The 26,019-nt window shown below is 71.2% G+C and carries 23 protein-coding genes and 2 pseudogenes; 14 read left to right on the forward strand and 11 right to left on the reverse strand.

Annotated elements, in window-relative coordinates:
* Nucleotides 1-13 precede the first annotated feature (13 nt).
* Together L6E10_RS26075 and L6E10_RS26080 are read left to right on the forward strand one after the other, a co-directional pair.
* On the forward strand, nt 14-5,449 hold the full coding sequence (locus tag L6E10_RS26075) for a non-ribosomal peptide synthetase (RefSeq protein ID WP_236222310.1): 5,436 nt from the start codon (nt 14-16) through the stop codon (nt 5,447-5,449).
* The gene (locus tag L6E10_RS26080; RefSeq protein WP_236222312.1) at nt 5,446-6,678 is read left to right on the forward strand and encodes an MFS transporter; all 1,233 of its coding nucleotides are present in this window, start codon (nt 5,446-5,448) and stop codon (nt 6,676-6,678) included. The genes L6E10_RS26075 and L6E10_RS26080 overlap by 4 nt, the downstream gene beginning before the upstream one ends.
* 31 nt (nt 6,679-6,709) lie before the next feature.
* On the opposite strand, the gene L6E10_RS26085 is transcribed toward L6E10_RS26080, so the two are convergent.
* Nucleotides 6,710-7,054, reverse strand: coding sequence for an Lsr2 family protein (locus L6E10_RS26085; protein ID WP_236222314.1), 345 nt, complete (start codon nt 7,052-7,054; stop codon nt 6,710-6,712).
* A 267-nt stretch (nt 7,055-7,321) separates the two neighbouring features.
* On the opposite strand from L6E10_RS26085, the pseudogene L6E10_RS26090 reads away from it, so the two are divergent.
* Nucleotides 7,322-8,581: pseudogene (locus L6E10_RS26090) on the forward strand (DUF6357 family protein); the annotation flags it as partial.
* A 149-nt stretch (nt 8,582-8,730) separates the two neighbouring features.
* On the opposite strand, the gene L6E10_RS26095 reads toward L6E10_RS26090, so the two are convergent.
* The 3 genes from L6E10_RS26095 to L6E10_RS26105 form a co-directional block, all read right to left on the reverse strand.
* Nucleotides 8,731-9,063, reverse strand: coding sequence for an ATP-binding protein (locus tag L6E10_RS26095; RefSeq protein ID WP_236222318.1), 333 nt, complete (start codon nt 9,061-9,063; stop codon nt 8,731-8,733).
* Nucleotides 9,064-9,399: 336 nt separating this feature from the next.
* Nucleotides 9,400-9,630, reverse strand: coding sequence for a hypothetical protein (locus tag L6E10_RS26100; RefSeq protein ID WP_236222320.1), 231 nt, complete (start codon nt 9,628-9,630; stop codon nt 9,400-9,402).
* A gap of 239 nt (nt 9,631-9,869) precedes the next feature.
* Nucleotides 9,870-10,073: a cold-shock protein gene (locus L6E10_RS26105; RefSeq protein ID WP_236222322.1), complete on the reverse strand. Its 204-nt coding sequence runs from the start codon at nt 10,071-10,073 to the stop codon at nt 9,870-9,872.
* Nucleotides 10,074-11,591: 1,518 nt separating this feature from the next.
* On the opposite strand from L6E10_RS26105, the gene L6E10_RS41255 reads away from it, so the two are divergent.
* The 3 genes from L6E10_RS41255 (at nt 11,592) to L6E10_RS26115 (ending at nt 13,225) form a co-directional block, all read left to right on the forward strand.
* Complete coding sequence (locus tag L6E10_RS41255) at nt 11,592-11,699, forward strand: RGCVC family protein (protein ID WP_374237561.1); 108 nt, start codon at nt 11,592-11,594, stop codon at nt 11,697-11,699.
* Nucleotides 11,696-12,271 carry a GNAT family N-acetyltransferase gene (locus tag L6E10_RS26110; RefSeq protein WP_236222324.1) on the forward strand — a complete coding sequence of 192 codons (576 nt, stop codon included), beginning with the start codon at nt 11,696-11,698 and terminating at the stop codon, nt 12,269-12,271. The genes L6E10_RS41255 and L6E10_RS26110 overlap by 4 nt, the downstream gene beginning before the upstream one ends.
* Nucleotides 12,272-12,373: 102 nt before the next feature.
* Entirely contained in the window at nt 12,374-13,225 is an 852-nt protein-coding gene (locus L6E10_RS26115) for an STAS domain-containing protein (RefSeq protein WP_236222326.1), read from the forward strand.
* Nucleotides 13,226-13,850: 625 nt separating this feature from the next.
* Here L6E10_RS26115 and L6E10_RS26120 read toward each other — a convergent pair.
* The 3 genes from L6E10_RS26120 to L6E10_RS26130 all read right to left on the reverse strand — a co-directional run bounded on the left by L6E10_RS26120 (nt 13,851) and on the right by L6E10_RS26130 (nt 16,890).
* Nucleotides 13,851-14,891 carry an acyl-CoA desaturase gene (locus L6E10_RS26120; protein ID WP_236222328.1) on the reverse strand — a complete coding sequence of 347 codons (1,041 nt, stop codon included), beginning with the start codon at nt 14,889-14,891 and terminating at the stop codon, nt 13,851-13,853.
* The gene (locus tag L6E10_RS26125) at nt 14,892-16,115 is read right to left on the reverse strand and encodes an AI-2E family transporter (RefSeq protein WP_374237559.1); all 1,224 of its coding nucleotides are present in this window, start codon (nt 16,113-16,115) and stop codon (nt 14,892-14,894) included. It lies immediately after the preceding gene.
* A gap of 151 nt (nt 16,116-16,266) precedes the next feature.
* Entirely contained in the window at nt 16,267-16,890 is a 624-nt protein-coding gene (locus L6E10_RS26130; protein ID WP_236222330.1) for a hypothetical protein, read from the reverse strand.
* Nucleotides 16,891-17,638: 748 nt separating this feature from the next.
* On the opposite strand from L6E10_RS26130, the gene L6E10_RS26135 reads away from it, so the two are divergent.
* Genes L6E10_RS26135 through L6E10_RS26145 form a run of 3 tightly spaced genes read left to right on the forward strand, consistent with a single transcriptional unit; the run spans nt 17,639 to nt 19,196 of the window.
* Nucleotides 17,639-18,181, forward strand: coding sequence for a DUF5994 family protein (locus L6E10_RS26135; protein WP_236222332.1), 543 nt, complete (start codon nt 17,639-17,641; stop codon nt 18,179-18,181).
* Complete coding sequence (locus L6E10_RS26140; RefSeq protein WP_236222334.1) at nt 18,178-18,333, forward strand: DUF6307 family protein; 156 nt, start codon at nt 18,178-18,180, stop codon at nt 18,331-18,333. The genes L6E10_RS26135 and L6E10_RS26140 overlap by 4 nt, the downstream gene beginning before the upstream one ends.
* Nucleotides 18,330-19,196 carry a transglutaminase family protein gene (locus L6E10_RS26145; RefSeq protein WP_236222336.1) on the forward strand — a complete coding sequence of 289 codons (867 nt, stop codon included), beginning with the start codon at nt 18,330-18,332 and terminating at the stop codon, nt 19,194-19,196. Before L6E10_RS26140 ends, L6E10_RS26145 begins: the two co-directional genes overlap by 4 nt.
* Before the next feature lie 372 nt (nt 19,197-19,568).
* On the opposite strand, the gene L6E10_RS26150 is transcribed toward L6E10_RS26145, so the two are convergent.
* Complete coding sequence (locus L6E10_RS26150; protein WP_236222338.1) at nt 19,569-19,748, reverse strand: hypothetical protein; 180 nt, start codon at nt 19,746-19,748, stop codon at nt 19,569-19,571.
* Nucleotides 19,749-20,073: 325 nt separating this feature from the next.
* Here L6E10_RS26150 and L6E10_RS26155 point away from each other — a divergent pair, with 325 nt between their 5' ends.
* The 4 genes and pseudogenes from L6E10_RS26155 to L6E10_RS41265 all read left to right on the forward strand — a co-directional run.
* Nucleotides 20,074-21,297, forward strand: a complete 1,224-nt coding sequence (locus L6E10_RS26155; RefSeq protein WP_236222340.1) for a PP2C family protein-serine/threonine phosphatase — start codon at nt 20,074-20,076, stop codon at nt 21,295-21,297.
* 10 nt (nt 21,298-21,307) lie between these two features.
* The gene (locus L6E10_RS41260) at nt 21,308-21,520 is read left to right on the forward strand and encodes a DUF4394 domain-containing protein (protein ID WP_374237560.1); all 213 of its coding nucleotides are present in this window, start codon (nt 21,308-21,310) and stop codon (nt 21,518-21,520) included.
* A gap of 161 nt (nt 21,521-21,681) precedes the next feature.
* The gene (locus L6E10_RS26160; protein ID WP_236222342.1) at nt 21,682-22,077 is read left to right on the forward strand and encodes an STAS domain-containing protein; all 396 of its coding nucleotides are present in this window, start codon (nt 21,682-21,684) and stop codon (nt 22,075-22,077) included.
* 67 nt (nt 22,078-22,144) lie between these two features.
* Nucleotides 22,145-22,207: pseudogene (locus L6E10_RS41265) on the forward strand (hypothetical protein); the annotation flags it as partial.
* Between the two features lie 280 nt (nt 22,208-22,487).
* On the opposite strand, the gene L6E10_RS26170 reads toward L6E10_RS41265, so the two are convergent.
* The 3 genes from L6E10_RS26170 to L6E10_RS26180 all read right to left on the reverse strand — a co-directional run bounded on the left by L6E10_RS26170 (nt 22,488) and on the right by L6E10_RS26180 (nt 25,226).
* Nucleotides 22,488-23,636 (reverse strand): cation:proton antiporter, encoded by a 1,149-nt coding sequence (locus tag L6E10_RS26170; RefSeq protein WP_236222344.1) that lies wholly within the window; start codon nt 23,634-23,636, stop codon nt 22,488-22,490.
* 2 nt (nt 23,637-23,638) lie between these two features.
* Complete coding sequence (locus tag L6E10_RS26175) at nt 23,639-24,118, reverse strand: cation:proton antiporter regulatory subunit (RefSeq protein WP_236222346.1); 480 nt, start codon at nt 24,116-24,118, stop codon at nt 23,639-23,641.
* A gap of 100 nt (nt 24,119-24,218) precedes the next feature.
* Nucleotides 24,219-25,226: a nitroreductase gene (locus L6E10_RS26180; protein ID WP_236222348.1), complete on the reverse strand. Its 1,008-nt coding sequence runs from the start codon at nt 25,224-25,226 to the stop codon at nt 24,219-24,221.
* A gap of 139 nt (nt 25,227-25,365) precedes the next feature.
* Here L6E10_RS26180 and L6E10_RS26185 point away from each other — a divergent pair.
* Nucleotides 25,366-26,019 (forward strand): GAF domain-containing protein (locus L6E10_RS26185; protein ID WP_236222350.1); only part of this gene is annotated, 654 nt, incomplete at its 3' end.

Raw genomic sequence — 26,019 nt, forward strand, 5'->3', positions numbered from 1 at the left:
GCTCGTGGGGTACGTGCGTGACCACCGGATCGACTTCCTGGACCTGACCCCGTCCTACGCGCGGCAGCTGGTGGAGGCCGGGCTGGTGGACGGTGAGCACCGGCCGAAGGTGCTGATGCTGGGCGGAGAAGCGATCGGTGACGACCTGTGGCGGCGCCTGGCGGAGGTGCAGGGCACCGTCAGCTACAACTTCTACGGTCCGACCGAGTCCACAGTGGACGCCCTGTCCTGCCGGGTCACGGCCGACGCGCCCGTCGCGGTCGGCCGGCCGTTGCTGAACGTGCGCGCCCACGTGCTGGACGAGCAGCTGCGACCGGTGCCGGTCGGGGTGCCGGGGGAGCTGTTCCTGGCCGGCGCGCAGCTCGCTCGCGGGTACCTCGGCCGTCCGGGCCTGACCGCGGACCGGTTCCTCGCGGATCCGTTCGGCGGTCCGGGGGAGCGGATGTACCGCACCGGTGACCGGGCTCGGTGGCTGGCCGACGGCACCCTGGACTACCTGGGGCGCACCGACGACCAGGTCAAGATCCGCGGCCACCGGGTCGAGCCCGGTGAGGTCGAAGCCGTGCTGTCCCAGCACCCCGACGTCCGCGAGGCCGTCGTCATCGCCCGCCGGGTCGACGGGCACCAGCGGCTCGTCGCCTACGTGGCGGGTGCGGCGGCGGACCTGAGGTCGTGGCTGGCCGAGCGGGTGCCCGACTACCTGGTCCCCTCGGCGTTCGTCGAGCTGGACGCGATTCCGTTGAACGCCAACGGCAAGGTGGACCGCCGCGCGCTGCCCGCACCGGACTTGCAGGCCGCGGCCTCGGTCTACCGCGCCCCGCGCACCCCGGCCGAGGAGCGGGTCTGCCGCATCTGGGCCGACGTGCTGGGCGTGCCGCGGGTCGGGCTCGACGACAACTTCTTCGAGCTCGGGGGCGACTCCATCCTCAGCATCCGGGTCGTGTCCCGGCTGCGCGCCGAACTGGACGCGCCCGTGTCGCCGCGCGTGCTCTTCACCTCGCCGACGGTCGCCCGGCTGGTCGAGGAGATCGGGGCCGGGACGGGAGCAGCCGAGGACGTCATCCCGAGGACGTCGCGCGACGGTGCTCTGCCCTTGTCGTTCGCGCAGCAGCGGCTGTGGTTCCTCGACCAGTTCGAGCCGGAGAGCACCGACTACCTGTCCCCGTCGCTCCTGCGGCTGCGCGGTCGTCTGGACGTCGACGCCCTGAACGCGGCGCTGACCGCGCTGGTCGCGCGGCACGAGTCGCTGCGCACCACCTTCGACGGCGTGGACGGCCAAGGCGTGCAGGTCGTGCACCCGCCCCACCCCGTCGATGTGCCGGTGCTCCACGTGCTCGGCGGCGAGGACGGCCTCGCCGAGGTGCTGGAGCGGGAGAGCACCCGCCCGTTCGACCTCGCTCGAGGCCCGCTGCTGCGGCCGTTGCTGGTGCGGGTGGCCGAGGACGACCACGTGCTCCTCCTGCTGGCGCACCACATCATCACCGACGGCTGGTCCAACGGCGTGCTGACCGCCGAGCTGAACGCGCTCTACCGCGGCGAGACGCTGCCGGACCTGCCGATCCAGTACGCGGACTACGCGGCGTGGCAACGGGAACGGCTCACCGGACCGCTGGCCGACGAGCAGCTCTCGTTCTGGCGGGACCGGCTCGCCGGCGTCACCCCGCTGGAACTGCCGACCGACCGGCCGAGGCCCGCCGTCCGCACCAACCGCGGCGCGGTGCACCTGTTCACCCTGCCCGCGGACGTCGCCGACGCGCTCAAGGCACTGGCGCGGCAGCAGGACGGCACCCTGTTCATGGCGCTGGTCGCCGCGTGCCAGGTGCTGTTCGCCCGCTGGTCGCGGCAGGACGACATCGCCGTGGGCACGGTGACCTCCGGCCGGGACCGCGCCGAACTGGAGGGCCTGGTCGGGTTCTTCGTCAACACGCTGGTGCTCAGGTCCACTGTGGACGGAGCTACGACGTTCCGCGAGTTCCTCGGCGAGGTCCGGGGTGGTGTGCTCGACGCGTTCGCCCACCAGGACGTGCCGTTCGAGCGCGTGGTGGACGAGCTGAAGCCGGACCGCGACACCAGCCGCACCCCGCTGTTCCAGGCGATGGTGATCCTGCAGAACACCCCCGACGCCGTGCCGGAGCTGCCCGGCCTGCGGGTCGAGGACCTGCCGTTGCCGAAGGTGGCGGCCAACTTCGACCTCACGTGGGAGTTCCAGGAGGACGACGACGCACTGCACGCGGCGGTCAACTACAACACCGACCTGTTCGACGCCGCGACCGTCGAGCGGATGGCCGGGCACCTGCGCGTGCTGCTGACCGCCGCCGCCACGGACCCCGACCTCCCGCTGGCCGACCTGCCGTTGATGGACGAGGACGAACAGCGGACCGTGCTGCACGCGTGGAACGACACGGCCCACGCCGTGCCCGATGCCACCATCACGGACCTGTTCGAGGCGCAGGTGCGGCGGACGCCGGAGGCCACCGCGGTGGTGGACGGCGGCCAGACGTGGACGTACGCCCAGCTCAACACCCGTGCCAACCGCGTGGCACACCGGCTGATCGCGCAGGGTGCCGGCCCTGGCCGGTACGTCGCGATCTCGTTGCCGCGCTCCGCCGAGCTGCTCGTGGCGGTGCTGGCGGTGCTCAAGGCGGGCGCCGCGTACGTGCCGATCGAGCCGGACCAGCCCGCGGACCGGGTCGCGTTCGTGCTCGGCGACGCCCGGCCGGTCCTGGTGCTCGACGACCGGGACTTCCTGCTCGGCGAGGACGGCCGGGACGACGACCCCGGTGACCACGACCGGACCGCGCCGCTGTCCACCGGCGACGCGGCGTACGTGATCTACACGTCCGGGTCGACCGGCCGGCCCAAGGGCGTGGTCGTCGAGCACCGCTCGGTGGTCGACTACCTGGCCTGGTCGATCGAGGTCTACGGCGGTCTGCGCGGGGCGGCGGTGCTGCACTCGCCGGTCTCGTTCGACCTCACCGTCACGACGCTGTTCGGCCCGTTGCTGGCCGGCGGCCGCATCGTGGTGAGCGATCTGGACGAGGACGCGGTGCCGGTGGAGCAGGCGGCGTTCCTCAAGGCCACGCCCAGCCACCTGTCGCTGCTCGGTGCCGTACCGGCGGAGCTGTCGCCGACCGGTGACCTCGTCGTCGGTGGCGAGCAGCTGCTGGGCGCGGTGGTGGACGAGTGGCGGCGCGCGCACCCGACGGCCGTCGTGATCAACGAGTACGGCCCGACCGAGGCGACCGTCGGCTGCATGGAGCACCGCGTCGAACCGGGCGAACCGGTGGACCCCGGACCCGTGCCGATCGGCCACGCGGCCTGGAACACCCGCCTCTACGTCGTGGACGACCAGCTGCGGCCGGTCCCTCTCGGGGTCCCCGGTGAGCTGTGCATCGCGGGGGACGGCCTCGCCCGCGGCTACCTGAACCGGCCCGGCCTCACCGCGGCCTCGTTCGTGGCGTGCCCGTTCGGTGTGCCGGGAGAGCGGATGTACCGCTCCGGCGACCTGGTCCGCAGGCGCGCGGACGGCGTGGTCGAGTACCTGGGCCGCATCGACGACCAGGTCAAGATCCGCGGCCACCGGGTCGAGCCGGGCGAGGTCGAGTCCGCGCTCCTGCGGCACCCGCGGGTGGCCGAGGCCGCCGTGGTGGCCGCGGACACCGGCCAGGGCCACGCCCGCCTGGTCGCGTACTTCGTCTCCACCGGTGAGGTCGGAACCGCCGAGCTGCGCGCGTTCCTCGCGGACCGCCTGCCCGCCTACATGGTCCCGTCCGCCTTCGTCGCGGTGCCGGTTCTGCCGGTGACGCCCAACGGCAAGCTCGACCGGGCGGCGCTGCCCGCTCCGGAACCGCTCGCCGACGGGGACGGCGAGTACGTGGCGCCGCGCACGCCGGTGGAGATTACGCTCGCCAGGGTCTGGGCGGACGTGCTGGGAGCGGAACGGGTCGGGCTGCGGGACAACTTCTTCGAGCTGGGCGGCGACTCCATCCTGGTGATCCAGGTGGTGTCGCGGGCGCGGAAGGCCGGGCTGAGCCTGACCACCAAGTCCCTGTTCCGCAACCAGACGATCGAGTCGCTGGCGCCGTTCGTCACCGAGCTCGAAGCCGAACCGGTGAACACCGCCGAGGTCGTCGGCGACGTCCCGCTCACCCCGATCCAGCGGTGGTTCTTCGAGACGCGCACGGCCGTGCACCACTTCGCCCAGTCCATGCTGCTGGAGCTGACCGCGGACCTGGACGAGACGGCGCTGGAAAGCGGGCTCGCCGCCCTGGTGGCGCACCACGACGCGCTGCGCATGCGGTTCGAGCACGCCGGCGGCGAGTGGCGTCAGCACAACGCCCCGGTCGAGCCGGGTGCGGTGCTGGAGCGGTACGACCTCAGCGCGATCGGTGAGCCGGAACGGCAGGCGCACATGGTGAAGATCGCCGACGAGGCGCACTCGGGCTTCGACCTCGCCGAGGGGCCGTTGTACCGGTTCGTGCTGTTCCACGGCGACGACATGCCGGCGCCGCTGTTGTTCCTCACCGTGCACCACCTCGTCGTGGACGGCGTGTCCTGGCGGATCCTGCTCGACGACCTCGACACCGCCTACCGGCAGGCGGTCCGCGGTGCGGCGGTGGACCTGGGCGCGAAGTCGACGTCGTTCCGCGAGTGGGCGGACGGGCTGACCCGGCACGTCGCCGGGGGAGCGCTGGACCACGAGGTGGACCACTGGGCGTCCGCGCTCGGCGCGGCCCCGCTGCCCGTCGACCACGAGGAGCCGACGCCGGGCACCGCCGCGGCCGAGGTGCACGTGGTGCTCGACGCGCAGGACACCGACGCGCTGCTGCACGACGCGCCGACGGCCTACCGCACCCGGATCAACGACGTCCTGCTCGCCGCGCTGGCGTCGGCGCTGTCCCGGTTCACCGGGCAGCGGACGGTCTCGCTCGACATGGAGGGGCACGGCCGCGAGGACGTTCTCGGCGCGGACCTGTCCCGCACGGTCGGCTGGTTCACCACGCTCTACCCGGTCGGGCTGACGCTGCCCGGCGACGGCGCCTCGTGGCGCGACCTCGTCAAGGCGGTGCGCAGGCAGCTGCGCACGGTGCCGGGCAACGGGTTCGGCTTCGGCGCGTTGAAGCACCTGGGCACGCCGGACGTGCGGGAGCGCCTCGCCGGGCAGGGACCGCAGGTGGTGTTCAACTACCTCGGCCAGTCCGGCAGCACCGCCGAGGAGGCCTCCGGAGGGCTGTACCGGACGGTGCTCGACCCCATCGGCCAGGACGGTGACCCGACCGACCGGGGACCGCACCTGCTGGAGGTGGTCGGCGGCGTGGCGGCGGGTGAGCTCCGCTTCACCTGGCACTACCAGCCGGACCGGCACGAGGAGGCCACGGTGCGGCGGGTCGCGGAGGACTTCCTCGACGCCCTGCGCGGCATCGCCGCGGACTGCCGGAGCGGCCGATGAGCACGCCGTTGTCGCGCAACAGGAACTACCGCCTGCTGTGGGCGGGACAGGCCCTGTCCGAGGCGGGGGCGAGCGCGTCGGTCATCGCGCTGCCCCTGCTGGTGCTCCTGCTGACCGACTCGGCGGCGGCGTCCGGCGTGGTGCTGGGCGCCTCCGCCGCCGCGCAACTGGTCGTCGGCCTGCCGGCCGGTGCGCTGGTCGACCGCTGGAACCGCAGGACGGTGATGCTGGTCTGCGAAGCCGTGCAGGCACTGGCCGTGGCCCTGCTGGTGGCCGGCCTGTGGTGGCAGGCCGTCGGCGTCGAGCACGTGGTGGTGGTCGTCATCGTGCTCGGCGTCTGCCGGGCGCTGTCCGAACCGGCGGAGGAGGCGCTGCTGCCCGCCATCGTGCCGGAGCCGCAGCTCCCGGACGCGGTCGCGATGAACGCCGCCCGCGGCTACCTCGGCCAGCTCTCCGGCACGGCCCTCGGCGGCCTGCTGTTCGGCCTGTCCCGCGTGCTGCCGTTCGTGGTGGAGGCGGTGACGCACGTGGCGACGTTCCTGGCGTTGCTGTTCATCCGCGTCCCGCCGCGCAAACGGGAACCGGCGCCGCTCAGCCGGTTCCACCGCGAGGTCGGCGAAGGCCTGCGCTGGGTGTGGACCCAGCCGGTGGTGCGGGTGGTCGCCTTCTGCGCCGTCGGTCTCAACCTGTTCTTCCAGGCGTTCTACCTGCTGATGATCGCCATCGCCCACCAGCAGGGCGTGCCGGCGGCACAGATCGGGATCATGGGCGCGATGCTCGGAGTGGGCGGCGTCCTGGGCGCGCTGGTGGCGCCACGGCTGCACCGCGCACTGCGCCCGCACCGGGCGATCGTCGCCGTCTTCTGGGCCATCACCGCGCTCATCCCCGCGGCGCTGTTCCTCGAGCCGGGGATCCCGACCGGCGTGGTGTTCGCGGCCGCCGCGTTCCTGGCCCCCACCGCGAACACCACGATCACCACCTACCAGTTGCTGCTCACACCGGACGAGCTGCGCGGCAGGCTGAGCAGCGTGATGGGCGTGGCGCTGGGCATCGCCTCGATCGCCGGCCCCGCGGTCGGCGGCCTGCTGGTGGACCTGCTCACCCCCACGGCGGCCATCCTCACCTGCGCCGCCGGAGCCGGCCTGCTGACGATCTACGCCACCGCGAACCCCACCCTGCGCAGGTTCTCCCGCGAAAGCGACAGCCGGATCGGCGTTTCCGCTGAATGAGAGTTCACCGATCCGGCTGTCACGACCGCGTTCAGCGGTGCTGCTCCAGAAAGGCGGTGATGACGCGATCCGGGATCCGGCCGCGGTCGGAAATCGCGTGACCGTTTCTGCGTGCCCATTCCCGGATTGCTCGGCTCTGTCGTCGCGGATGCGCTTTCTCGGCCTTCGCGTGGCCGGGGTCGAGTGTGCGCTGATCGCCGATCCGGCGGGCCTTGACGACGAAGTCCCGCAGGGCGGCCCGGAGCCGGCTGGCGTTGTGCCCGTTGAGATCGATCAAGTAGATCACGCCGTCCAAACCGAAGTGCACTGTTTCGAGCTCTTCTTCCGACGCGGTGCCGTCCAGGTCGTCGACGAGGTCGTGGTGCTTCTTCGCCATTCAGTGTCTCACAGTGATAGGTGAAGAATAGAGCGGACGATTCAGCTTAGCAGTGCCGAAGTGTTTCCTGCACGGCGTCGGATGTCGTTCCCGCGCTCGCTTTTCGGTTCTGGGTCCGCAAATGTCTGACTCGGATGGAAATTGCGTGCACCGGGGCTGATCGACGTGATGCCGGGGCTGGGTTTCCTCCCCGTGCCGCGTCCGTAGCAGAATTCCACTCCGGCCGGACCGGCCCACGTCCGCGAAGAACCCGCGGCCCGACAGCGAGGACGAGTGATGGGACCGCTGACCTTCAGCGACAACCAGGGCAACGAGCAGGAGTGGCTCCCGGAAGGGAACGAGTCCGCCGCGGACGCCTTCCTGGAGTTCGTCGCCCGGCACCGGGGTGCGGACAACACGACGTTCGCCATGGAGGACGCGGCGAGCGAGGAGACGCTGATGTTCGAGGTGGGCATCGGGGCCGTCTGCCGGGTCAAGGGGTGGCAGGACCCGCACACCGAGTACCGGGTCGTCGCGGACAGCGGCGACCACCGGACCCTGGCGGCGGAGTTCGCCCGCGGCGGGTTCGCCGCCCTCGACCCGCACGGGCCGTGGCTGCCGGACGCCGAGACCTTCGTGCAGGCCCGCTCGGCGCAGCTCGAACGCCGAGCGGCACGTGAGGCCGGACGAGGTCGTGACGAGGAGCTCCGATCCGAGTTCGACCGTTCCGTGCTGCGGCGCACCCACCCGCGCGAACTGCGCCGCCGCCTGGAGGTCCTGACCCGCGTCGACGGACGCGAGCCGGTCACCGCCTCCGGCGTCACCCACTACGGCTACGGCACCGGCGACACCGTCAACGCCTGGTTCACGGCCGACGGCCGCGGCCTGGTGCTGACGTTCGACCGCATCAGCCCTCTCAGCTCCACAGTGGACAGCCGCGCACAGGCGGCGCTGTACGACGGCGTGCCGGCGGATCTGCTCGCCCTGGTGAGGAACGCGCCGCGAACGGGCACGACGCTCGACGTCCCGCATCCCGACGGCGGCACGGTGGTGGCCGCCACCGGGATCTTCACCTTCTCCGGCCCGTGCGCGATGGCGGACGGGCTGGTGAGGCGCCTGCGGGAAGACGGGCTGGGGATCGAGGACACCGGGGCCGGCCGGCTGCTCGAACGCTTCCTCACAGCGCGGGACTTCACCCCGGCGACGGTCGTGGAAGCAGGGCGGTGGTGGAGCCAGGAGGACATCGCGAAGGGCTTCGCCGCGACCCCCGCACCGGACGAGGCGCAAGCCGCACCACTCGACCGCGAGGCGCTGACCGGTTTCTGCCAGGTCTGGGCCGATTGCGGGTACAACGACCGCTGGGACGTGCACTACGTCCTGTTCGACAGCTGCACGCTCGAAGAGGCGGGTCCGGACCGCGACGAGCTGCTGGAGCTGGTCCGGACCCTCGGACTCGAGCGCGTCGACGCCCCGCCGGGAGCGGCCACCGGTGAGGTGTGGGTCCGCACCGACCCCCGCATCGACGCGGAGCTCGGCAACTGGTCGTGAACAGCGGTGGGCCGGGGCGACCTCGGCCCACCTCCACCGGGTGCGGTGGCACCCGCCCCGCTCGCCCCGGACCCGCGCCCGCCGTGTCGCGGTGCGTTCCAGCGTGGCGCACGCCGTCCGGCCACCGGGCCGTCAGCGGCTGAGGCCGGTCAGGGAATCGCCGCGCACGGCAGGACAGCCCACACGGACTTGCCCGTCAGGCGCCGGACCACGCCCCACCGTTCGGACAACTTCTCGACGATCACCATTCCACGGCTGCGCACCGAGTCGGGCGTCGCCGGCCGCAACCGGGGCAGGTCGGGCGAGGAGTCCTCGGCGACGATGCTGACGACGCAGGGCTCGGCCGACTTGCGCAGTCTGAGACGTGCCGGGAACCGGGCGTGGTCGAACACGTTCGACGCGAGTTCGGAGACGACGAGGAGCACGTCGACGAGATCGTCCTCGGACAGCTCGCACAACATCGACTGAGCCCATCTGCGCACCTTGGCCATGTTCGGAACACCGCAGATGAGTTCGAAAGTACTCCACCTCCCACCAGGATCCGCGTCAGCCACGACAGGGCTTCGTTCTTCTGGTGTCACGTCCAGTGAGGTACCTCGGCTGAATCGGTCAAAACCTCGCAGCGAAGGCGGGTAGCGCCCATGCGTCGAATGACGACTACGGCAACAGGAGAACCCGTGTCCGTCACCCCAGGTCTGTCCACGGGGTGGGCCTGTACCGGCTGTGGCGGGGCGAAGATGTGCGGTACGTCCCCGAGCCGCTGGACGCGGATCCACCCTGGACGTACTTGCGACACGAACGGGCGAAAGGTCGGCGGTTCAGCGGTTCGAGGACGGGAAGTGACCGCCGGCGCTGCCGAGCGCGAGGAGGTCGGTGTACTGGTCCTGCCACGACCTCTCGGTGGCGAGCAGGTCGGCGAGCCGCTGCACCCACTTCGCGTCGACCGGGGAACCAGCCGCTGCCCCCAGGTGCCGTTCGGTCTCGTCGCGAGCGCTGATCCACTCGGACAACGTGGGACCGAGGGAAGGACCGCCTTGTGCATCAGTCATGGGCCGACAGTACTGCCGTGGGCCTGCGGCCGTGCGAACCGAACACCGCTCGTGACTCGACCGCCCGCGTCTGCTGCGCCGAGCTCCGGACGACGTCGACGGCAGGGTGACGCGGCTCGTCATGATGGAGGTGGGCCGCAACCTGAGCGGTGCCGCGCAGGTGTCTCGACGCGTCGGAGAGCTCCACGCAGAAGGAGCGGGCCGCCTGGTGGCGGCCCGCTCCTGGATCTCCCGTCCGGTCAGAGAAGCCGGACGGACATCGCCTGAGGTCCCCTGTCCGCCTGCTGGACGTCGAACTCCACCAGCTGCTTCTCCGGTATGCCCTGGTAGGCGTACTCGTGGACCTCGGAGTGGTGCACGAACACGTCCGGGCCGCCACCCTCGGGGGCGATGAAACCGAAGCCCTTGGTGCCGTTGAACCACTTCACGGTTCCCTGAGTCATCGACGTACTCCTTCGGTCGTCCGGTGCACTTCGAGCGCCTCCGGGAAAGTCACTGTCTTCGGTGCGTCGCGTACCGGACGCGGAGAGCGGTCGCAGGCTTGACAGGCCCAGCATCGCGAGCAGGTCGCGGCAGTCCTGCACGTCGTGGCAGTGCTGCGCGACGCGTTGTGCCGCTTGCCGTTGCTGGACGGCCCCCGCGGCCTCGGCTGCGAGGCGTGCCCGCGCGAAGTCGGCCGCGGCACCGCTCTGCCCGCCGATCTGGCCGGCCCGTGTCATGAACGCGGCCACTCGTCGGGCGCGGCGCGAAAGCTTCGGAAGAGCGAGGAGGAGAACTGGTCGTCCGGCGGCAAGCCGGTACTCCGATCTCCGGCGGGAGGCGAGGGCGCCGAGCCGAATTGGATCGGGGGCCGCGGCGGCTGGATGCCGGCAACTGGAACCCCAACCAGGCCGACACTACCCCATCCGGCGCCGGTCTGCTCCGCGCTGATTTCCGGCATCGGACCCAGGGTGGCCGCGAGCGCGACGCTTCTGCCACGTTCCGTCTGTGCCGCAACGGTTTCCTTGAGGGTGAAGGTCCACTCGGCTCGCCGTTGCGCGCGGTGGTCGGCTGATCTTCGCGAAGGGCGCAGGTGCTGCCGGCGGACGTCGCGGAGCGCCAGGCGACCGGGTCCGTTCCGGAATGGCGGAACAGGGCGGTCGCCGTCAACAGGATCACTTGGCTGTTCAGACCGAAGGCGCGCCTCTGGTAGCGGTGGCAGCCGCTGCGCACTCGCGCAACGCGAACGGGGTGAAATCGCTCCTGCCGAGCCAGGCGGTGGGTCGTCCTGGGGCACCTGGCGAATCCCGGTGCGCCCGAGCCCGCGACGTGCACTGACGGCTCTGTCGGGAACGGGAGTTCCGACATCATGTCGGCTCCGCGCCTTCCTGTTCTGCGGGCTGTGGGAACCACCTCGTGCCCTGATCCGCCGAGAGGTCCACTGTGGACTTGCTCGGGCGGGTGACGCGGTGGACCGGCGGCCACTCGTCGCGCCCTCCCGGGCGCGTCCTCGACCTCGCTGCCGCATGGCGGCAGCGAGGCGCAACCGGGGCGGGCATCCCCGAATGCTCCGCGACGGTTGTGCGTTCACCTTCGCGCCGAACCCCGCTGGGCGCGCTGGACGCTGTCGGTCGGACCTGGCTGCGTCCGCTCGAGGATGTCGGCTTCTGTCCTGAATGGACTTGACCTCACCGCCACGTGACCGCGTCCTGCGGCGGCGACGACCGCGCGCGAGCTGGTGCTCCGGACGCGCGTAGACTGGTGACCACCGAGGGCATGTCGTGCAACAGCGGTCGAGCTGATGCCGCCTTGGGCGCTTCACGAGACCCGGCCGTTCGGCTGGAGGTGGGAGCGCCGAGCCGCTCCGCGGCCTTGGTCTCCGGGCGCCTCCGCCACCGGCGTCCTCTTCTCGCAGCACCGTTCATCGGAGTCCCCGCATGACCACGTCCGAGCCACTGACCACCTGCACCGAAGCCGGGCGCATGTGCGCCGTCTGCCCCCACCCGTGGCGGGAGCACGACCCGATCGGCGTGCGGTACTGCACCGCCACCGCGAGCTCCACGCCGCCCCGGGGATGTATCTGCTCATGACGCTCACCCCCGTGCTCACCACCGAACGGCTGACCCTGCGCCCGTGGCAGGTCGAAGACGCACCCGCGGCACTGGACGTCTACGGGCACACCGAGGTGACGCGCTGGCTCAGTCCCGAGATGGACCAGGTCCCGGACCAGGCCGCCATGCGGCTGCTGCTGCAGCAGTGGACCGCGGAAAGCGTGAGGCTGCCCTCCCCGGTGGGCCGCTGGGCCATCCAGCGCGACAGCGACGGCTTGGTGATCGGCGGTGCCGTCCTGCTCCCGCTGCCGCCGGGTGAGGAGGACCTGGAGATCGGCTGGCAGCTGCGTCCCGACGCCTGGGGCAACGGGTACGCCGCCGAAACCACCCACGCCCTGGCCTCCTGGGCGTTCAGCCAGGACGCGCACGAGGTGTTCGCCGTCGTCCGGCCGGACAACACCCGTGCGGCGGCCACCGTCCGCAACAACGGGATGCACTGGGTAGGCGAGACCACGAAGTACTTCGGCATCGAGCTCCAGGTGTTCCGCCTCCGCGTGGCGGACCTCGACTCGGCCGCCCCGGCCTCGCTCCGGCCGCCCACCCGCGACTGACCACATCGGCACCGAACGCACCTCGTGCCGGGCACGCTCGGCCTCACCGGGCGTGCGAGTCGTCCGGCTCGGCTGCGGAGGGTGAAGCCCCAGGAGGCTCGCATGACCGCAGGCGCAAGGCAGGACAACCGCTTGACGGAGCTGTTGCGGACCAACACCGGAACGGTGATCGAGAAGTGGGTGGGCGCCGCGGCGGCACTGCTGCGCGGCCGTGCGACGCAGGCGGAGCTGACCATCGACTTCCGCGAGCTCTTCCAGCTCGTGCTGCCCTTGGCGGGGCAGGACGGCCGGGACATCTCCGGACCGGCGTTCGGTGAGGTCCGGTCCTTCCTCCAGGAGTACTCCCGCTCAAGGGTGCGTGGCGGCTTCACGCCGTCGGAGACCGCGTCGAGCGTGTTCTCGCTCAAGCACGAAGCCTTCGCGCTGGTCGAGAACGGCGACGATCCGAACCTGTTCCGGCAGGCGCTCGCGTTCTCCGCTCTGCTGGACGCATTGGGGCTGTGGACGTTCGAAGCCTTCTCGCGGGCGCGCGAGGAGATCATCCGCGAGCAGTCCGAGCAGTTGCTGGAGCTCACGACCCCGGTCGTGAAGATCTGGGAGGGGGTGCTGGCGGTGCCGCTCGTGGGCACGCTCGACTCCGCGCGCACCCAGGTCGTGATGGAGAAGCTGTTGGAGATGCTGGTCGAGACCGGCTCCGAGCACGCGATCATCGACATCACCGGTGTGTTCGCCGTGGACACCCAGGTCGCTCAGCACCTGCTCAAGACCGTCGTCGCGGCGCGGCTGATGGGCGCGGAGTGCATCGTGTCCGGCATCCGCCCGCAGATCGCGCAGACGATCGTGGCGCTGGGCATCGAGTTCGGCGACATCGTCACCAAGGCCTCGCTGGCCGACGCCTTGCGGCACGCACTGCGCCGGGACGGCGTGGACGTCGTGCGCCGCGAGGTCGTGTGATGGAACGCGTCCCGATTCTGAAGATCGGCGGCGTGCTGCTCGTCCGGATCGACCTGCGGGACCGGCGCGTGGTGGGCGTGCGCACCGTCCGTGTCGCGCAGGACCCGCGACGGTGTGCGCGTGTGGTTCCACGACGAGGGACGGGGCATTTCCGACCTGTGCCGGCACGCGCCGACGGCTCGAGCAGCGGCAGCGTCTCGGGTTCGGTCTCAGCGGCGCGCGTCGCCCGGTCGACGAGTTCGGCCGCGACACCGGCTCGGCCGAGGCACCGTCGTGACGGTGGTCAGGTGGAAGAGATGACGCCGGCTGCCTCGAGAGCCGCGAGGTCGAGGCCGGCGAACGCGAGCCGCGCCCGGTCGGCCCTTCCGGTCGTCGAGCGGGGTGGACAATTTCCTGCTCCGCCGAGGTCGCGATCAGGCGCAGGCGGTGCGCGCTGCTGAGCCGGCACCGCGGTCCTTCACCGCGATCTCCAGCTCCACCTGATCGTCCCGGTACGAGCGCGGGCGGCCAGCCGCTCGACGACCCAGTCGTGTTCGGACGAGTGGAATCCGGTGGTCGGCTGCAGGCGCCGGTCGATCACGGACGCATCCGCGGGTGTTGCGTTCATCGGCATTGCTCGTGTTCGTCACCGTGCTGTACCGCGTAGCGGCGCTCCTGCGTCGTGCAGATGGCGCAGGACCTCGGCGTACGACCGAATCAAGGTGGTCTTGCTGTAGGGGATTCCGTTTCGCTCGCAGAAGCTCTCGACAACGGGTTGCGCGCGGCGGAGGTTGGGGCGCGGCATGTGCGGGTAGAGGTGGTGCTCGACCTGGTGGTTGAGCCCGCCGAGCAGGGCGTCGACCCAGCGGCCGCCGGTGACGTTGCGGGAGGTGAGCACCTGCTTGTGGAGGTGGTCGAGGCGTTGCTCACCGCTGATGATCGGCATTCCCTTGTGGTTGGGCGCGAACGAGCACCCGAGGTAGACGCCCATCAGGCCCTGGTGCACGGCGATGAACACAACGGCCTTCAGCGGGGAGAGGACCACGAAGACCGCCGCCACGTACGCCACCAGCGGCACGATCTGCAGTGCCGCCTCGCGCCACGGGTGGCGCAGCTCGCGACGGCACAAGGCGACGATGCCGGAGATCCGCAGCACGGCGGCTTCGGCGAGCAGCAGCGGGAAGAACAGGAAAGCCTGGCGTTTGGTGATCCAGGCGTTCAGGCCGCGTTTGCCCCTGGCCTGGGCGCGGCTGAAGGCGAGGGCGTGGATCTCGATGTCGGGGTCGTGGTCTTCGTGGTTGGGATTGGCGTGGTGGCGGTTGTGCTTGGCGACCCACCACTGGTAGCTGATGCCGGTGAGGCTGCCGTGCAGGTGCCCGACCACGTCGTTGTGGCGGTGGCTGCGGAAGATCTGCCGGTGTCCGGCGTCGTGCCCGATGAACGCCAGCTGGGTCGAGGCCACGGCCAGGGCCGCGGCGAGCAACACCTGCCACCAGGAGTCGCCGAGCAGCGCGAAGGTCACCGCGATGGCACCGAGCAGGGCACCGTTGATCGCCATGCGCAGCACGTAGTACCCGCGGCGGCGGTCCAGCAGGCCGGCGTCTTTGAGTTCTCTGGTCAAGCGAGCGAAGTCGCTGCCGCGGGGACGGTCGGCCGTCTCCGTCAGCACGTCGTGCGTCGAGGTCATCTACCTGCTCCGGGTTTCGGTGTCGGCTTCGGTGTCCAGTCCGGGTTCGTCCGGTCCGGACTCTTCGGGTTCGCTGGTGTGCACGTCGGCGGGTGCCACGTGTTCATCGGCCTCGCTCCGCAGCGAACGGATCGCCGAGTTGAGCACCGCCAGCAGCGGTACCGCGAGCAGTGCGCCCGCGATGCCCGCGACGAGTAGTCCGCTCGCGATGGCCAGCACCACCGCCAGGGGGTGCAGCTTCACCGCACGTCCCAGCAGGAACGGTTGCAGGACATGACTTTCCAGCTGGTTCACCGCGATCACGATGACGAGCACGATCGCCGCCGTCACCGGACCGTTCGCGACGAGTGCGATGAGGACTGCCACGCCACCCGCCACCACCGCTCCGAAGATCGGGACGAACGCGCCGATGAACACCACTGCTGCCAGCGGAACCGCGAGCGGCACGCCCAGAACGGCCAGCCCGACGCCGATGCCGAGCGCGTCGACCACGGCGACCGCTCCGGTCGCCCGGACGTAGCTGACCAGCGCGGCGAGGCTGCGCCTGCCCGCGACGTCCACCCTGCGGCGCGGGCCGGCGGGGACGACGCGGATGAGGAACTGCCAGATCCGCGGGCCGTCGTAGAGGAAGAAGGCGAGCGCGAACAACACGAGCACCATCTCGACGAGGATCTCGCCGACAGTAGCGGCCGTGGTGATGGCGCTCGACGTGATGCCTGACGGGTTGTCCCGCAGCGTCTTGACGAACCGGTCGGCGAACTCGCGCAGCTGCGAGTCGCTGAGGTGCAGCGGGCCGTTGACCAGCCAACCGGACACGGCGTCGACGCTGCGGACCAGTTGCGCCGCCAGCTCCGGTACGCCGTTGACGAACGTCGTCACGACGAATGTGAGCAGCCCGCCGAGCGCCGCAAGGCCACCCACGAGCACCACCACCGTCGCGAGACCCCGCGGAAACCGCCTCGACAGGAGAAAACCGACCGCCGGGGCGAGCAACGCCGCCAGCAGCAGAGCGATCGCGAGCGGCACCACCAGTGATGCCAGCCTGCCGAGGACGACGCCGATGACGTAGAGCGAGGCCACCACGACGAGGAATCGCCAGCCCAGAGCCGCACTGACGCGCAGTACGGGGGGAATGGCGGTCCATGTGGGCGATGAGAGCCCGCGGTCGTTGCTGACGACGGCTGTACCTCCGGTATCGGTTGCCGACGCCGGGGTCTGGGTCATCGGTGAGGACGGCGGTGTGTCCGCACACCTCTGGGTGGGATTCCCTGCCGTTCAGCCCGCCAAACCCCGACGGACTGCGACGAGTTCGACGCCGGGGCCGACCAGTTCGAGAGCCACCTCGACGAGCCGGGGGAGAAGGCCGAGGACGCCTTCAAGGAGAGCCGAGTGCCTGAGCGGCGGCCAGACCACCCAGCAGCAGCGCCGCGCTCACGGCGGCACCGAACACTTCGACGGACAGGAGCCTCTCCCTCGCCCACCGAGCGAATCCCGCGTTCACCACCACGTGCGCGATCGCTGTCACCACGACCCACCAAGGTCCGGCGCTCAGCAGCAGAGTCGCTCCGAGGTGGAACGACATCGCCGCGACGCCGCGAACTCCGCTGTGGGCGGGATGTGTGCTGACGAACCCGCCCTGCGCCTTCAGCTGATCGGCGGCCTGCCGTCCGATCGGCCAGCTGAACCTCGTGAGCTCGGTGGCGGCGATGAACACGAGCTGGGCCGACGCCCAGCCGAAACCGGCCCAGAGCGCGGATTCGACGCCGGTGACGGCGACCAGGACCACCGCGAGCCGGACCACCTCGTCGGTGGCACCGGACACCACCGCGATGATGGTGTCGCGCCGCCGGACGGCGTGCAGCCTCCCGGCTGAGCCCAGCACCGGCAGCCGAGCCGCCAGGGCAACCATCCAGCCCAGGGCACCGAGCAGCACGACGCCGGCCTGGCCTGTGCCGAGCACCACCGCCAGCACCACCGCGAGGAGCACCAGGAGGCCCACCACCACGACGGCGCCCGCGCGAACTCTCCCGGTGACCCTGGTCGAGCCCTGAGCCGGTCGTTCCTCGTTCAGCGAGTCGGTGATGGTTCAACGCTACTCCACCACCGCGCCGCCGGTGCTGCCGATCATCCATTGTGGATCTTGCGGTCAGGCGCGAAGGCCGCGTGGCACGCGGAGCCGTGAATCTCCCCGCGCAGGGGTGCAGCGTTCGCGGCACGGTGGACACGAGCACCTGCGCGGTGCCGCATGGTGGGATCGCCGGACAACTGCGGTTCAGCCACCGCCTGGTCGTCGACCCAGCGGGATGACGCGGCCACCGGTTCGAGCGCACCGCGCTCATCGGCGAGCAGGATCCAGCCGCTGGTGGTCTGACACGTCGGTCACCTCTCGGTCGTCGTTGCCGGCACTCCCGTCGACTGGTCTGTCAAAGAGGTTGTCACCACGTTCACGACGCCTTCCCACGAGAGCAGGACAGCCGCGGGTCTTGGTGGTCTTCCCGGCTCCATTTCGAAACTGTTGACCGGGCGCCGTTCAAATCAGTTCGCGGGATCCGTGGTACCCGCGCGACGAGCAGCACCGATGGGAAATCGCGGTGGCAGAAAACAGTGGTCGTGCAACCGGTTTGGTGAGAGGAAAAGGGTGTAGTGTCAATTCTGTCGAGAACATCTCGTACCTGAGCGGTCAAGCTCATGTCGTACTCGGCGAAACCAGAACCGGTCGATTTCCGGCCGGAGACGGGAGTTCCGGCATGACGTCGGCTCCGCACCAGTCCATCGCCCCGGCGGCCGTCACGGCCAACGAGCAGCCTCGGCACCACCAGTTGCGACTGCGGTTGCGGCCGAAGGCGCTCACCACGGGGTATGTCGACGGCGCCTGGTGGCCGCGTTCCCGGGACCTCGCCGCCGAACTGCCGGCACTGCTCGCGGTGCTGGCAGTTCGGTTGGGTGGCGTCCCGCGGGTCAGCTACAACCTGTCGGAATGGGACACGGCGCCGCGCCAGATCGCGGCAGACGGCGTGCGCGTCCGCCTCAACGGGTTCTGGTCCAGGCCCGCACACACCCTCGACCTCATCGCGGGTGACCGCCGCCGCCTCACGCTGCTCGTCGTACCGCCCGGCACCGACCCGTCCGCTGCCCACGAAACGATGATGTGCGCTACCCGGCATGACAACGCCGACACGGTCGCGGACCTGTTCCGCACCGGTGCCCAGACGACCGAGGGGTCCACTGTGGATTCCCGGGAGGCCGGGGGCGGTCGGATACCCCAGCAGAAGACGAAAGAAGCAGAATGACCGAATCGACCTTCACGTCCGCGTACGACCGCCGGCTCAAGATGGTGGAGGACGTGCTGACCGGCCGCACCGAGCTCGGCGGCAATACCGCGCGGGATCTGGCCGTGCACGTGTTGCGCGCGCTCGACCACCTCCCGGAGAGGATGCGGTGACCTCGCGCCACAGCGGCGGCGAGGCTCGACCGGCGCGGGGCACTCGGCTGCTCCGCGTCGGTTGTGCGTTCACCTACCGCGCCGAGGTGCCCGCGCCGGCGGTGTTCATGGTGAGGCCGGACCGGCACGACCAGGTGCGGGTGAGCGGTGAGAACCTGTTCACCGAGCCGGACGTGCCCGTGCGGTACCACTTCGACGTTTACGGCAACTGGCTCGCGCGCCTGGTTCTGCCACCCGGACTGTCCACAGTGAACTACGCCGCGTGGGCGGACGTTCCCGACCGCGCGGAGGACGTCGACGAAGCCGCGCCGGAGAGGTGGCCCGACGACCTCCCCGGCGACGTGCTGCTGTACACGTTGCCCAGCCGGTACTGCGCCTCGGACGTGCTGGGAGATGAGGCCTGGTCGAGGTTCGGCGCGCATCCGCCCGGATACCGCAGGGTGCAGGCGATCTGCCGGCACGTCCACGAGTCGCTGGAGTTCGGCCGTGCCACCTCCACGGCGTTGCCCACCGCCGCCGACGTCGACGCCTCAGGGGCCAAGGCCGGCCGCGACTTCACGCACCTGGCGATCTCGTTCTGCCGCGCCCTCACCATCCCCGCCCGCTACGTCTTCGGCTACCTGCCCGACCTGGACGTCCCGCCGGACGGAGCGCCGATGGAGTTCGCGGCGTGGATGGAGGTCTGGCTGGGGGACCGCTGGTGGACCTTCGACCCGCGCAGCGGCGTGCCGCGCAAGGGCAGGGTGGTGGTCGGCCGCGGCAGGGACGCCGCGGACGTCGCCATGGTGACCACGTTCGGAGGCCCTGTGCTGGAGTCGATGGTCGTGCACGCCGAAGAGGACATGGCGCCCGCGTGGCGATGAGCCCGCCGTCTGCTCGCACGACCGTGTCGGCACCGGTCGGCGCGGCTCAGGGCATCCGAGGCGCAGACGTGGTGGTTCTCGCGTCGATGCGACCAGCGAGGTCCAGCGCTCCGGAGTGCACGGGTGTCCTGTTCCAGGCGCATGAGGTCGGACAGACCCGTCATGACAGGCGGCATTCCAGACCGGTGTGGCGGAGGCGGCACCGCCGCCGATCGGACGACCTCGGATCCCGCCCCACGCGCAACGGATGGCGCGGTGCCGATGCCGCGGCCTTCGGCGACCGGGATGCTCACCGACGTCCGGGCGACCCCGGCCGGCAGAGCCCCGAGACCGCGGGGAAGTCCACTTCGGACCGCCAGGGGGAGGGGCGTGTCATGCCCGCGCGCGCCACGTCGGCGGGTTCAGCGCGGGAACGGTGGTGGCGGGGTCGGTCGCCAACGGCCGCCAGCCGCCGGGGAGCCGGCTGTCGGACAGGGCGTTCGGCCTCCTGACCGCGCGAAGACCGTGAGGTGTCGCCGGTTCGATGCCGGTGCTGATCGGGCCCGAGATCATCTCGGTGCTCCCGCCTCCGCCCGGACCAGCCGGGCGGGTCTGTGGTGCTCCGGAGGGGGCACCTGGCTCGGTCGCCGATGCACGAGGTCCCCTCGGACCACCCACCCTACTCCCACAACGGTCCCTTCGGGTGGAAACATTTCCGCCGCGCGAAGCACGATCCTCCTGGCGAGGCCCGCTGGACACCGGCTGCTGCGGGCGGCGGTCTCGGAGGCCGTGAGCCGGCGGTGATCGCGTCGCCCGGCTCCCGCGACACCGCCGGCCCGAACCGGATCACACCGGCTCGCGCGGCGCTGTCGGCCCGCTCGTCACCTACCCTTCGTCGGTGGAGAACGACGAGCGGTCCTGGCAGGCGGTGTTCGAGCACGTCGTCAACCGGTCGCACCTGGCCACGGCAGGCGACCTGCCCGGCATCCTGGACGAGGCGAGCGTGCTGGTCGGGGCGCTGGCCGAGCTGTACCTGGTCGACCTGGGGCAGCGGGAGCTGCACCCGGTGCGGGAACGGGGCGGGACGTCGTTGCCGGTGGACGCGACGCTGGCGGGACGGGCGTTCGCCAGGGTGGAGATCGTCCTGTCGGCGGCCGAGCCTGAACCGGCGCACCTGTGGGTGCCGGTGCTGGACGGCACCGAACGCCTCGGCGTGCTGCGCGTCGGCCTGCCCGCGAGCGCCGATCCGCACGACCGGGTGTTGCGCGCTCAGGTCTGGGCGCTGGCCGGCCAGGTCGCGCACCTGGTGTTGAGCAAGCAGCTGTACAGCGACCTGTTCCACCGCGTGCGGCGCACCAAGCCGCTGTCGGTGGCCTCGGAGCTGCTGTGGCAGCTGCTGCCGCCGAAGGTGTTCGCCTGCGAGCGGGTCGTCATCGCCGCGGCGATGGAGCCCTACGACCAGGTCGGCGGCGACGGGTTCGACTACGCCGTCGACGACGACCGCGCCTACGTGGCGATCTTCGACTCGATGGGACACGACCTGCACGCAGGCCTGACCACCTCGATGGCGCTGGCCGCGACCCGCAACGCCCGCCGCGGCGGAGCGGACCTGGTGGCCGCCGCGGAGCTGGCCGACGACACCATCAACGCCCACCGCTCGGGTGAGTTGTACTCCTTCGCCACGGCGTTCCTGGCGCAGTTGGAGCTGGACACCGGTGTGCTGCACTACCTCAACGCCGGACATCCGGCTCCCGCGGTGCTGCGCGACGGGAGGGTGGTGCGGCTGCTCGACACCGTCAGCCGCACCCCGCTGGGGCTGGGGAACCTGCACCGGGGAAAGCCCGTCTTGCTGCGCGAGCAGCTCGAGCCCGGCGACCGGGTGCTGTTCCACACCGACGGGGTGACCGAGGCCCGCAGCCCGCACGGCGAGCTGTTCGGGCTGGAGCGGCTGGTCGACCTGGTCGAGCGGCACGAGGCCGGCGGGCTGCCCGCCGCGGAGACGCTGCGCCGGGTGGTGCGCGCGGTGCTGGAGCACCAGGACGGCCGGCTCCAGGACGACGCGACCCTGCTGATGCTGGAGTGGACCACGACCGACCAGCTCGGTCTGCTGCCCGTGCTGTGAGCCGTGGCCGGTGTCGAGGGGGGACGGCTCCCGGTCTGTCGGCCGCGCAGGTGCGTCGAACACCGGCCGGCTCGTCACCACCGGCCGGCTCGGCGTCGACGTCGGCAAGGTCGACGGCTTCGACATCGCGACCGCCGGCGGTCACCAGGCCCTCGCCGCCGTGAGCAGGCATCGCGGTTCCACGACCGGCCACGTTCGTGGCCGGTCCGAACCAGTCATTTGAACGCGCAGGAATCGCTGATCGGTGCGAGTCTGGACGTCGTCCACGGCGGCGGGAGGAAGGAGTCCAACCAGGACGGTGCCGTCACGCTGACGCGCACTCTCGCGGCGGGAAGATCAACGGCTTGCTTCGAAAGGACGGTCCAGCATGTGCGGTGGTGCACGATGACGGACAGGCCGGGCGGCGGCATCTCACACTTGGACATCGAGACCATCGACCAGGACGGCGTAGTGGTCATGGTGGTCAGCGGTGACATCGACATCACCAATGTCAACCAGGCGCGCGTCGCGGTCGAGGAGCAGATGAACCACCACCCCGAGGGCATCGTCGTCTGCCTCGCCGTGGGGTTCTTCGCCTCGACAGGACTGTCGCTGCTGGCCGAGGCCAACCAGCGCGCCCGGCTCGCCGGGATCCGGTTCGCCGTCGTCGCGCCCGGACGCGCCACCCGGCGCGCGCTGGAAGCCACCGGCCTGGACCAGGTCCTCCCGTTGCACGAGACCGTGCCGCACGCGGTCGAGGCGCTGCGCACCTCGACCACCGCGGAACCGACCACCCTGTGACCTGAGGTGGATCACCGGTCGTCAGCCGGGTGTGTCCGACGTGGCGTTCGCGCGCGTCGCTGCGGTGGTGCACCACGGCGGCGCGGGTATCACGGCAGCGGCCGCACGTGCCGGAGTTCCTGCCGTCGTGGTGCCGCACGGGGTCGACCAGCCGTTCTGGGGCAACAGGGTCGCCGCGCTCGGTGTCGGCCGCGGTCGGAGCTGTCCGCGCAGTCGTCGGCGACCGCGCTGCGGACCGCTCTCACCGACAACGGCATGCGCGAGCGCGCCACCCTCCTCGGCGAACGGACCGCCGATGAGGACGGCATCGCCAACGCCGTCGAGGTCCTCGACCGCGACTTCGGGCGAGCGATGTGGCAGTGAGCTCGCGAAGTAGCGGGCGCACTGTCCCGGCACCACACCCGGGGTGCTCAGGATCTTCGTGGTGAGGGCCGGCTGCCGGACCAGCGGGTGATGAGCGGCCCGGTCGTGGCGAGGATGAGGACGTAGGCCGTGACCACGGGTCCGAGTTCGGGGCTCGTGGCGCCGGCGAGGCTCATGATCACGATGGAGAACTCGCCGCGGGCGATCAGCGCGGTGCCGGCGCGCAGACGGCCGCGTGGGGCCACGCCGTCGCGGCGGGCGGCGTACCAGCCGGTGGCGATCTTCGTGAGGACGCCCGCCAGGGCGAGCGCGGATGCGGCGGGCAGGGCCGGGAGCAGCTGGGCGGGGCTGACGGCGAAGCCGATGGCGAGGAAGAACGCGGCGGCGAACAGGTCGCGCAGGGGTGCGAGGACGGCGCGTGCTCGTTCGGCCGTGGCGCCGGTGAGGGTGAGTCCGACGAGGAAGGCGCCGACCGCGGCCGAGACCGACACGAATTCGGCGAGTGCGGCGACGACGAGGGTGGTGCCGAGGACGCGGAGCATGAGCTGCTCGTCGTCGGGGTGGGCGAGCCAGCGGTTGACGTGGTGGCCCCAGCGGTGGGAGGCGGTGAACGCCGCGGTCACACCGGCGATCGCGACGACCACCCCGACCAAGGCCTGCCACCAGGTGCCGCCGGAGGCCAGGACCACGAGCACCGGGAGGTAGATCGCCATCGCGAAGTCCTCCATCACCAGGACGGCGAGGACCGCCGGTGTCTCCCGGTTGCCGAGGCGGCGCAGGTCGCCCAGCAACCGCGAGATGATGCCGGACGAGGAGACCCAGGTGGCGCCGGCGAGGGCGAGGACGCCGGGCCACGGCAGGCCGAGCAGCCATCCCGCGATCAGCCCCGGCGCCGCGTTGAGGACGAGGTCGACCAGCGCGGACGGGATGTGGCGGCGCAGGCTGTGGGTGAGTTCCGCGGTGGTGAACTCGAGCCCGAGGGTGAGCAGGAGCAGCACGACGCCGATGGAGGCGCCGGCCTCGACGAAGTCGCCCGCGGCGGGAACGGGGGCGACGCCGCCGTTGCCGAGGGCGAGACCGGCGAGCAGGTACAGCGGAACGGGGGAGAACGACCACCGTCTCGCGGCCGCGCCGAGCACGCTGAGCCCGACGAGGATGACGCCGAGTTCGAGCAGCAGCGCGAGAGACGTGTGCACCGTCAGGCCTCGATGATCCGGCGCACGCCGTTGATGCCGTCGTGGGTGCCGATCACCACGAGCACGTCACCCGCCCGCAGCACCTCCTCGGGCAATGGGGAGGCGATCACGTCCTCGCCGCGCACGATCGCGACGACCGACGCCCCGGTGCGGGTGCGGGCACGGGTGTGGCTGAGCGGTTTGCCCGCGTGCGCGGACGCGTCCGGTACGACGACCTGTCCGGCGCTGAGCCCCGGCACCTCCCTGGTCAGGTCGGCGAACCGCTCGGCGATGCGCGGAGCGCCCAGGATCTCGGCGACCGTGTCGGCCTCGGCGGTGGTGAGGCGGAACAGCGGCCGCGCCTCGTCCGGGTCGTCCGCCGCGTAGCGGATCACCTCGAAGTTGCCCTCGCGGCGCGCGACGATGCCGATGCGGTCACCGTCGGCGTTGGTGAACTCGTAGCGCAGGCCGACGCCGGGCAGCAGTACCTCGTTGACGTCCATCAGGTCATCATGGCAAGCCGGGAAGTGCCCGGATCGGGCACGTGCTCCTGCCACCCCGGTCCCGTCCGGACCCAGGTCGTCCTCGTCGTGCTCACCCGGCTCATGCGCGCGAGCAGGCCTGGTGCTCGTCGGATCCGATCAGCAGTTCGGACACCGGCCGTCGCGGGGTGGGCGGGACCGGGGTGCTGTAGCCCAGCCGCAGCACGGTCTGCGGCACGAGCATGCCCCCCAGACCGCGGCGCAGGTCTTCCCGGACCCGCCGGACCTCGACCGGCTGGGACAGGAACGACGCGGACAGGCCGCGCGTGGTCGCCGTGAGCAGGACCCTCTGCATCGCCTGTCCTGCCTGCAGATCGCCGAGCGGGCCGTCGTAGAACGAGCACAGCACCGCGACGAGAGGGTCGGACTCGTAGTCCTTGCCGGGGTGGCGTTCGGGGCCCTGGAAGTCGCGGAACGCCCACTCGTCCTGCATCGCCGGCCGCACGCCGGCGGAGACGGGCGGGATCCCGTCGGCCGCGCCGGGGCGGTGGCCGGTGAACGCGGCCAGTTCCGCCTGCACGCCTTCGTCGCCGCGCTGGATCTCGTGCGCCTGCCGGACGAGCCGCTTGAGCTGCGCCCGGTCCTGCGGGGTCATGACGACGTGCAGCCACGAGCGTTCGAGTTCGGCCGCGCGCACCAGCGCGTGGCGCTGACGGGGGTCCACCGGTGACTCGAGGAAGGGCTTGCGGTTGGTGCGACGGCGCGGAACGGCGTCCAGCAGCGCGCGGTGCTCGTCGTCGATCTTGCTCGTGCCACCGCGGCGCACCACGGCGAGGGCTCCGGGCGCGTCGTGGCCGGGCAGCATCGACACCAGGGGCCGCACACCCATGCTCTGCAGAGCCAGCCTGAGGTTGAACAACGCCGCGCCGCAGGACAGCCGCAGCTCGCGGTCCTCCGGATCGGTCGCCGCCAGCTTGCGGCTCGGGTCCGGGTGCAGCTCGACGCGGTCCCGCCTCACCTCGAACCGCCAGGGCTGGGTGTTGTGGACGGAGGGCGCGAGCGAAGCGGCCACGAGCGCTTTCTCGATCTGCTCCGGTCCCAGCCCGAGAGCCGCCGTCACCTGAGCCATGTGTTCACCTCATCGTGTTGCCTGGTCCAACGTGCTGTGCCTGCACTGTTCCCGCTGCGCAGGGACGGCCCCACCGTCCAAGGTCCCGACTCGGCCGGGACCGCTTGGTGCCCTCGCGGCGACGTGAAAAGCTTGATCCATGGATGGACAGGAGGCCCCGGCGCGAAGCCTGCTGGGCGGTCTGCGGCTGGACGAGCTGCTCGACGAGATGCGGGACCGGCTCGCCGAGATCGGGTCGACCAGGGACAAGATGCAGAGCCTGCTCGACGCGGTGCTCGCCGTCGGCGCGGGTCTCGAGCTGGACTCGACGCTGCAGCGCATCGTGCAGGCCGCCGTGGAGCTGGTGGGCGCCCGCTACGGCGCGCTGGGCGTGCTCGGGTCGCGGCACAACCTGTCGCAGTTCGTGTACGTGGGCATCGACCCGGAGACCCGTTCGCACATGGGTCACCTGCCGGAGGGCAAGGGCCTGCTCGGGCTGCTGATCAAGGACCCGAGGGCGATCCGGCTGCACGACATCAGCGAGCACGCGGCGTCGGTCGGCTTCCCGCCCAACCACCCAGCGATGCACAGCTTCCTCGGCGCTCCCGTGCGGGTGCGCGACGAGGTGTTCGGCAACCTCTACATGACCGAGAAGAGGGACGGCGGCGATTTCACCGCCGACGACGAGGTCGTGCTGGAGGCGCTGGCCGCGGCCGCCGGTGTCGCGGTCGAGAACGCCCGGCTGTTCGAACGCTCGCGGATGCGGGAGCGGTGGCTGGAGGCGACCGCCGAGATCAACGCCCAGCTCCTGGCC

Origin of the sequence: Lentzea sp. CC55 (assembly GCF_021056325.1) — a bacterium.
In the GTDB taxonomy this organism is placed as follows: domain Bacteria; phylum Actinomycetota; class Actinomycetes; order Mycobacteriales; family Pseudonocardiaceae; genus Lentzea; species Lentzea jiangxiensis.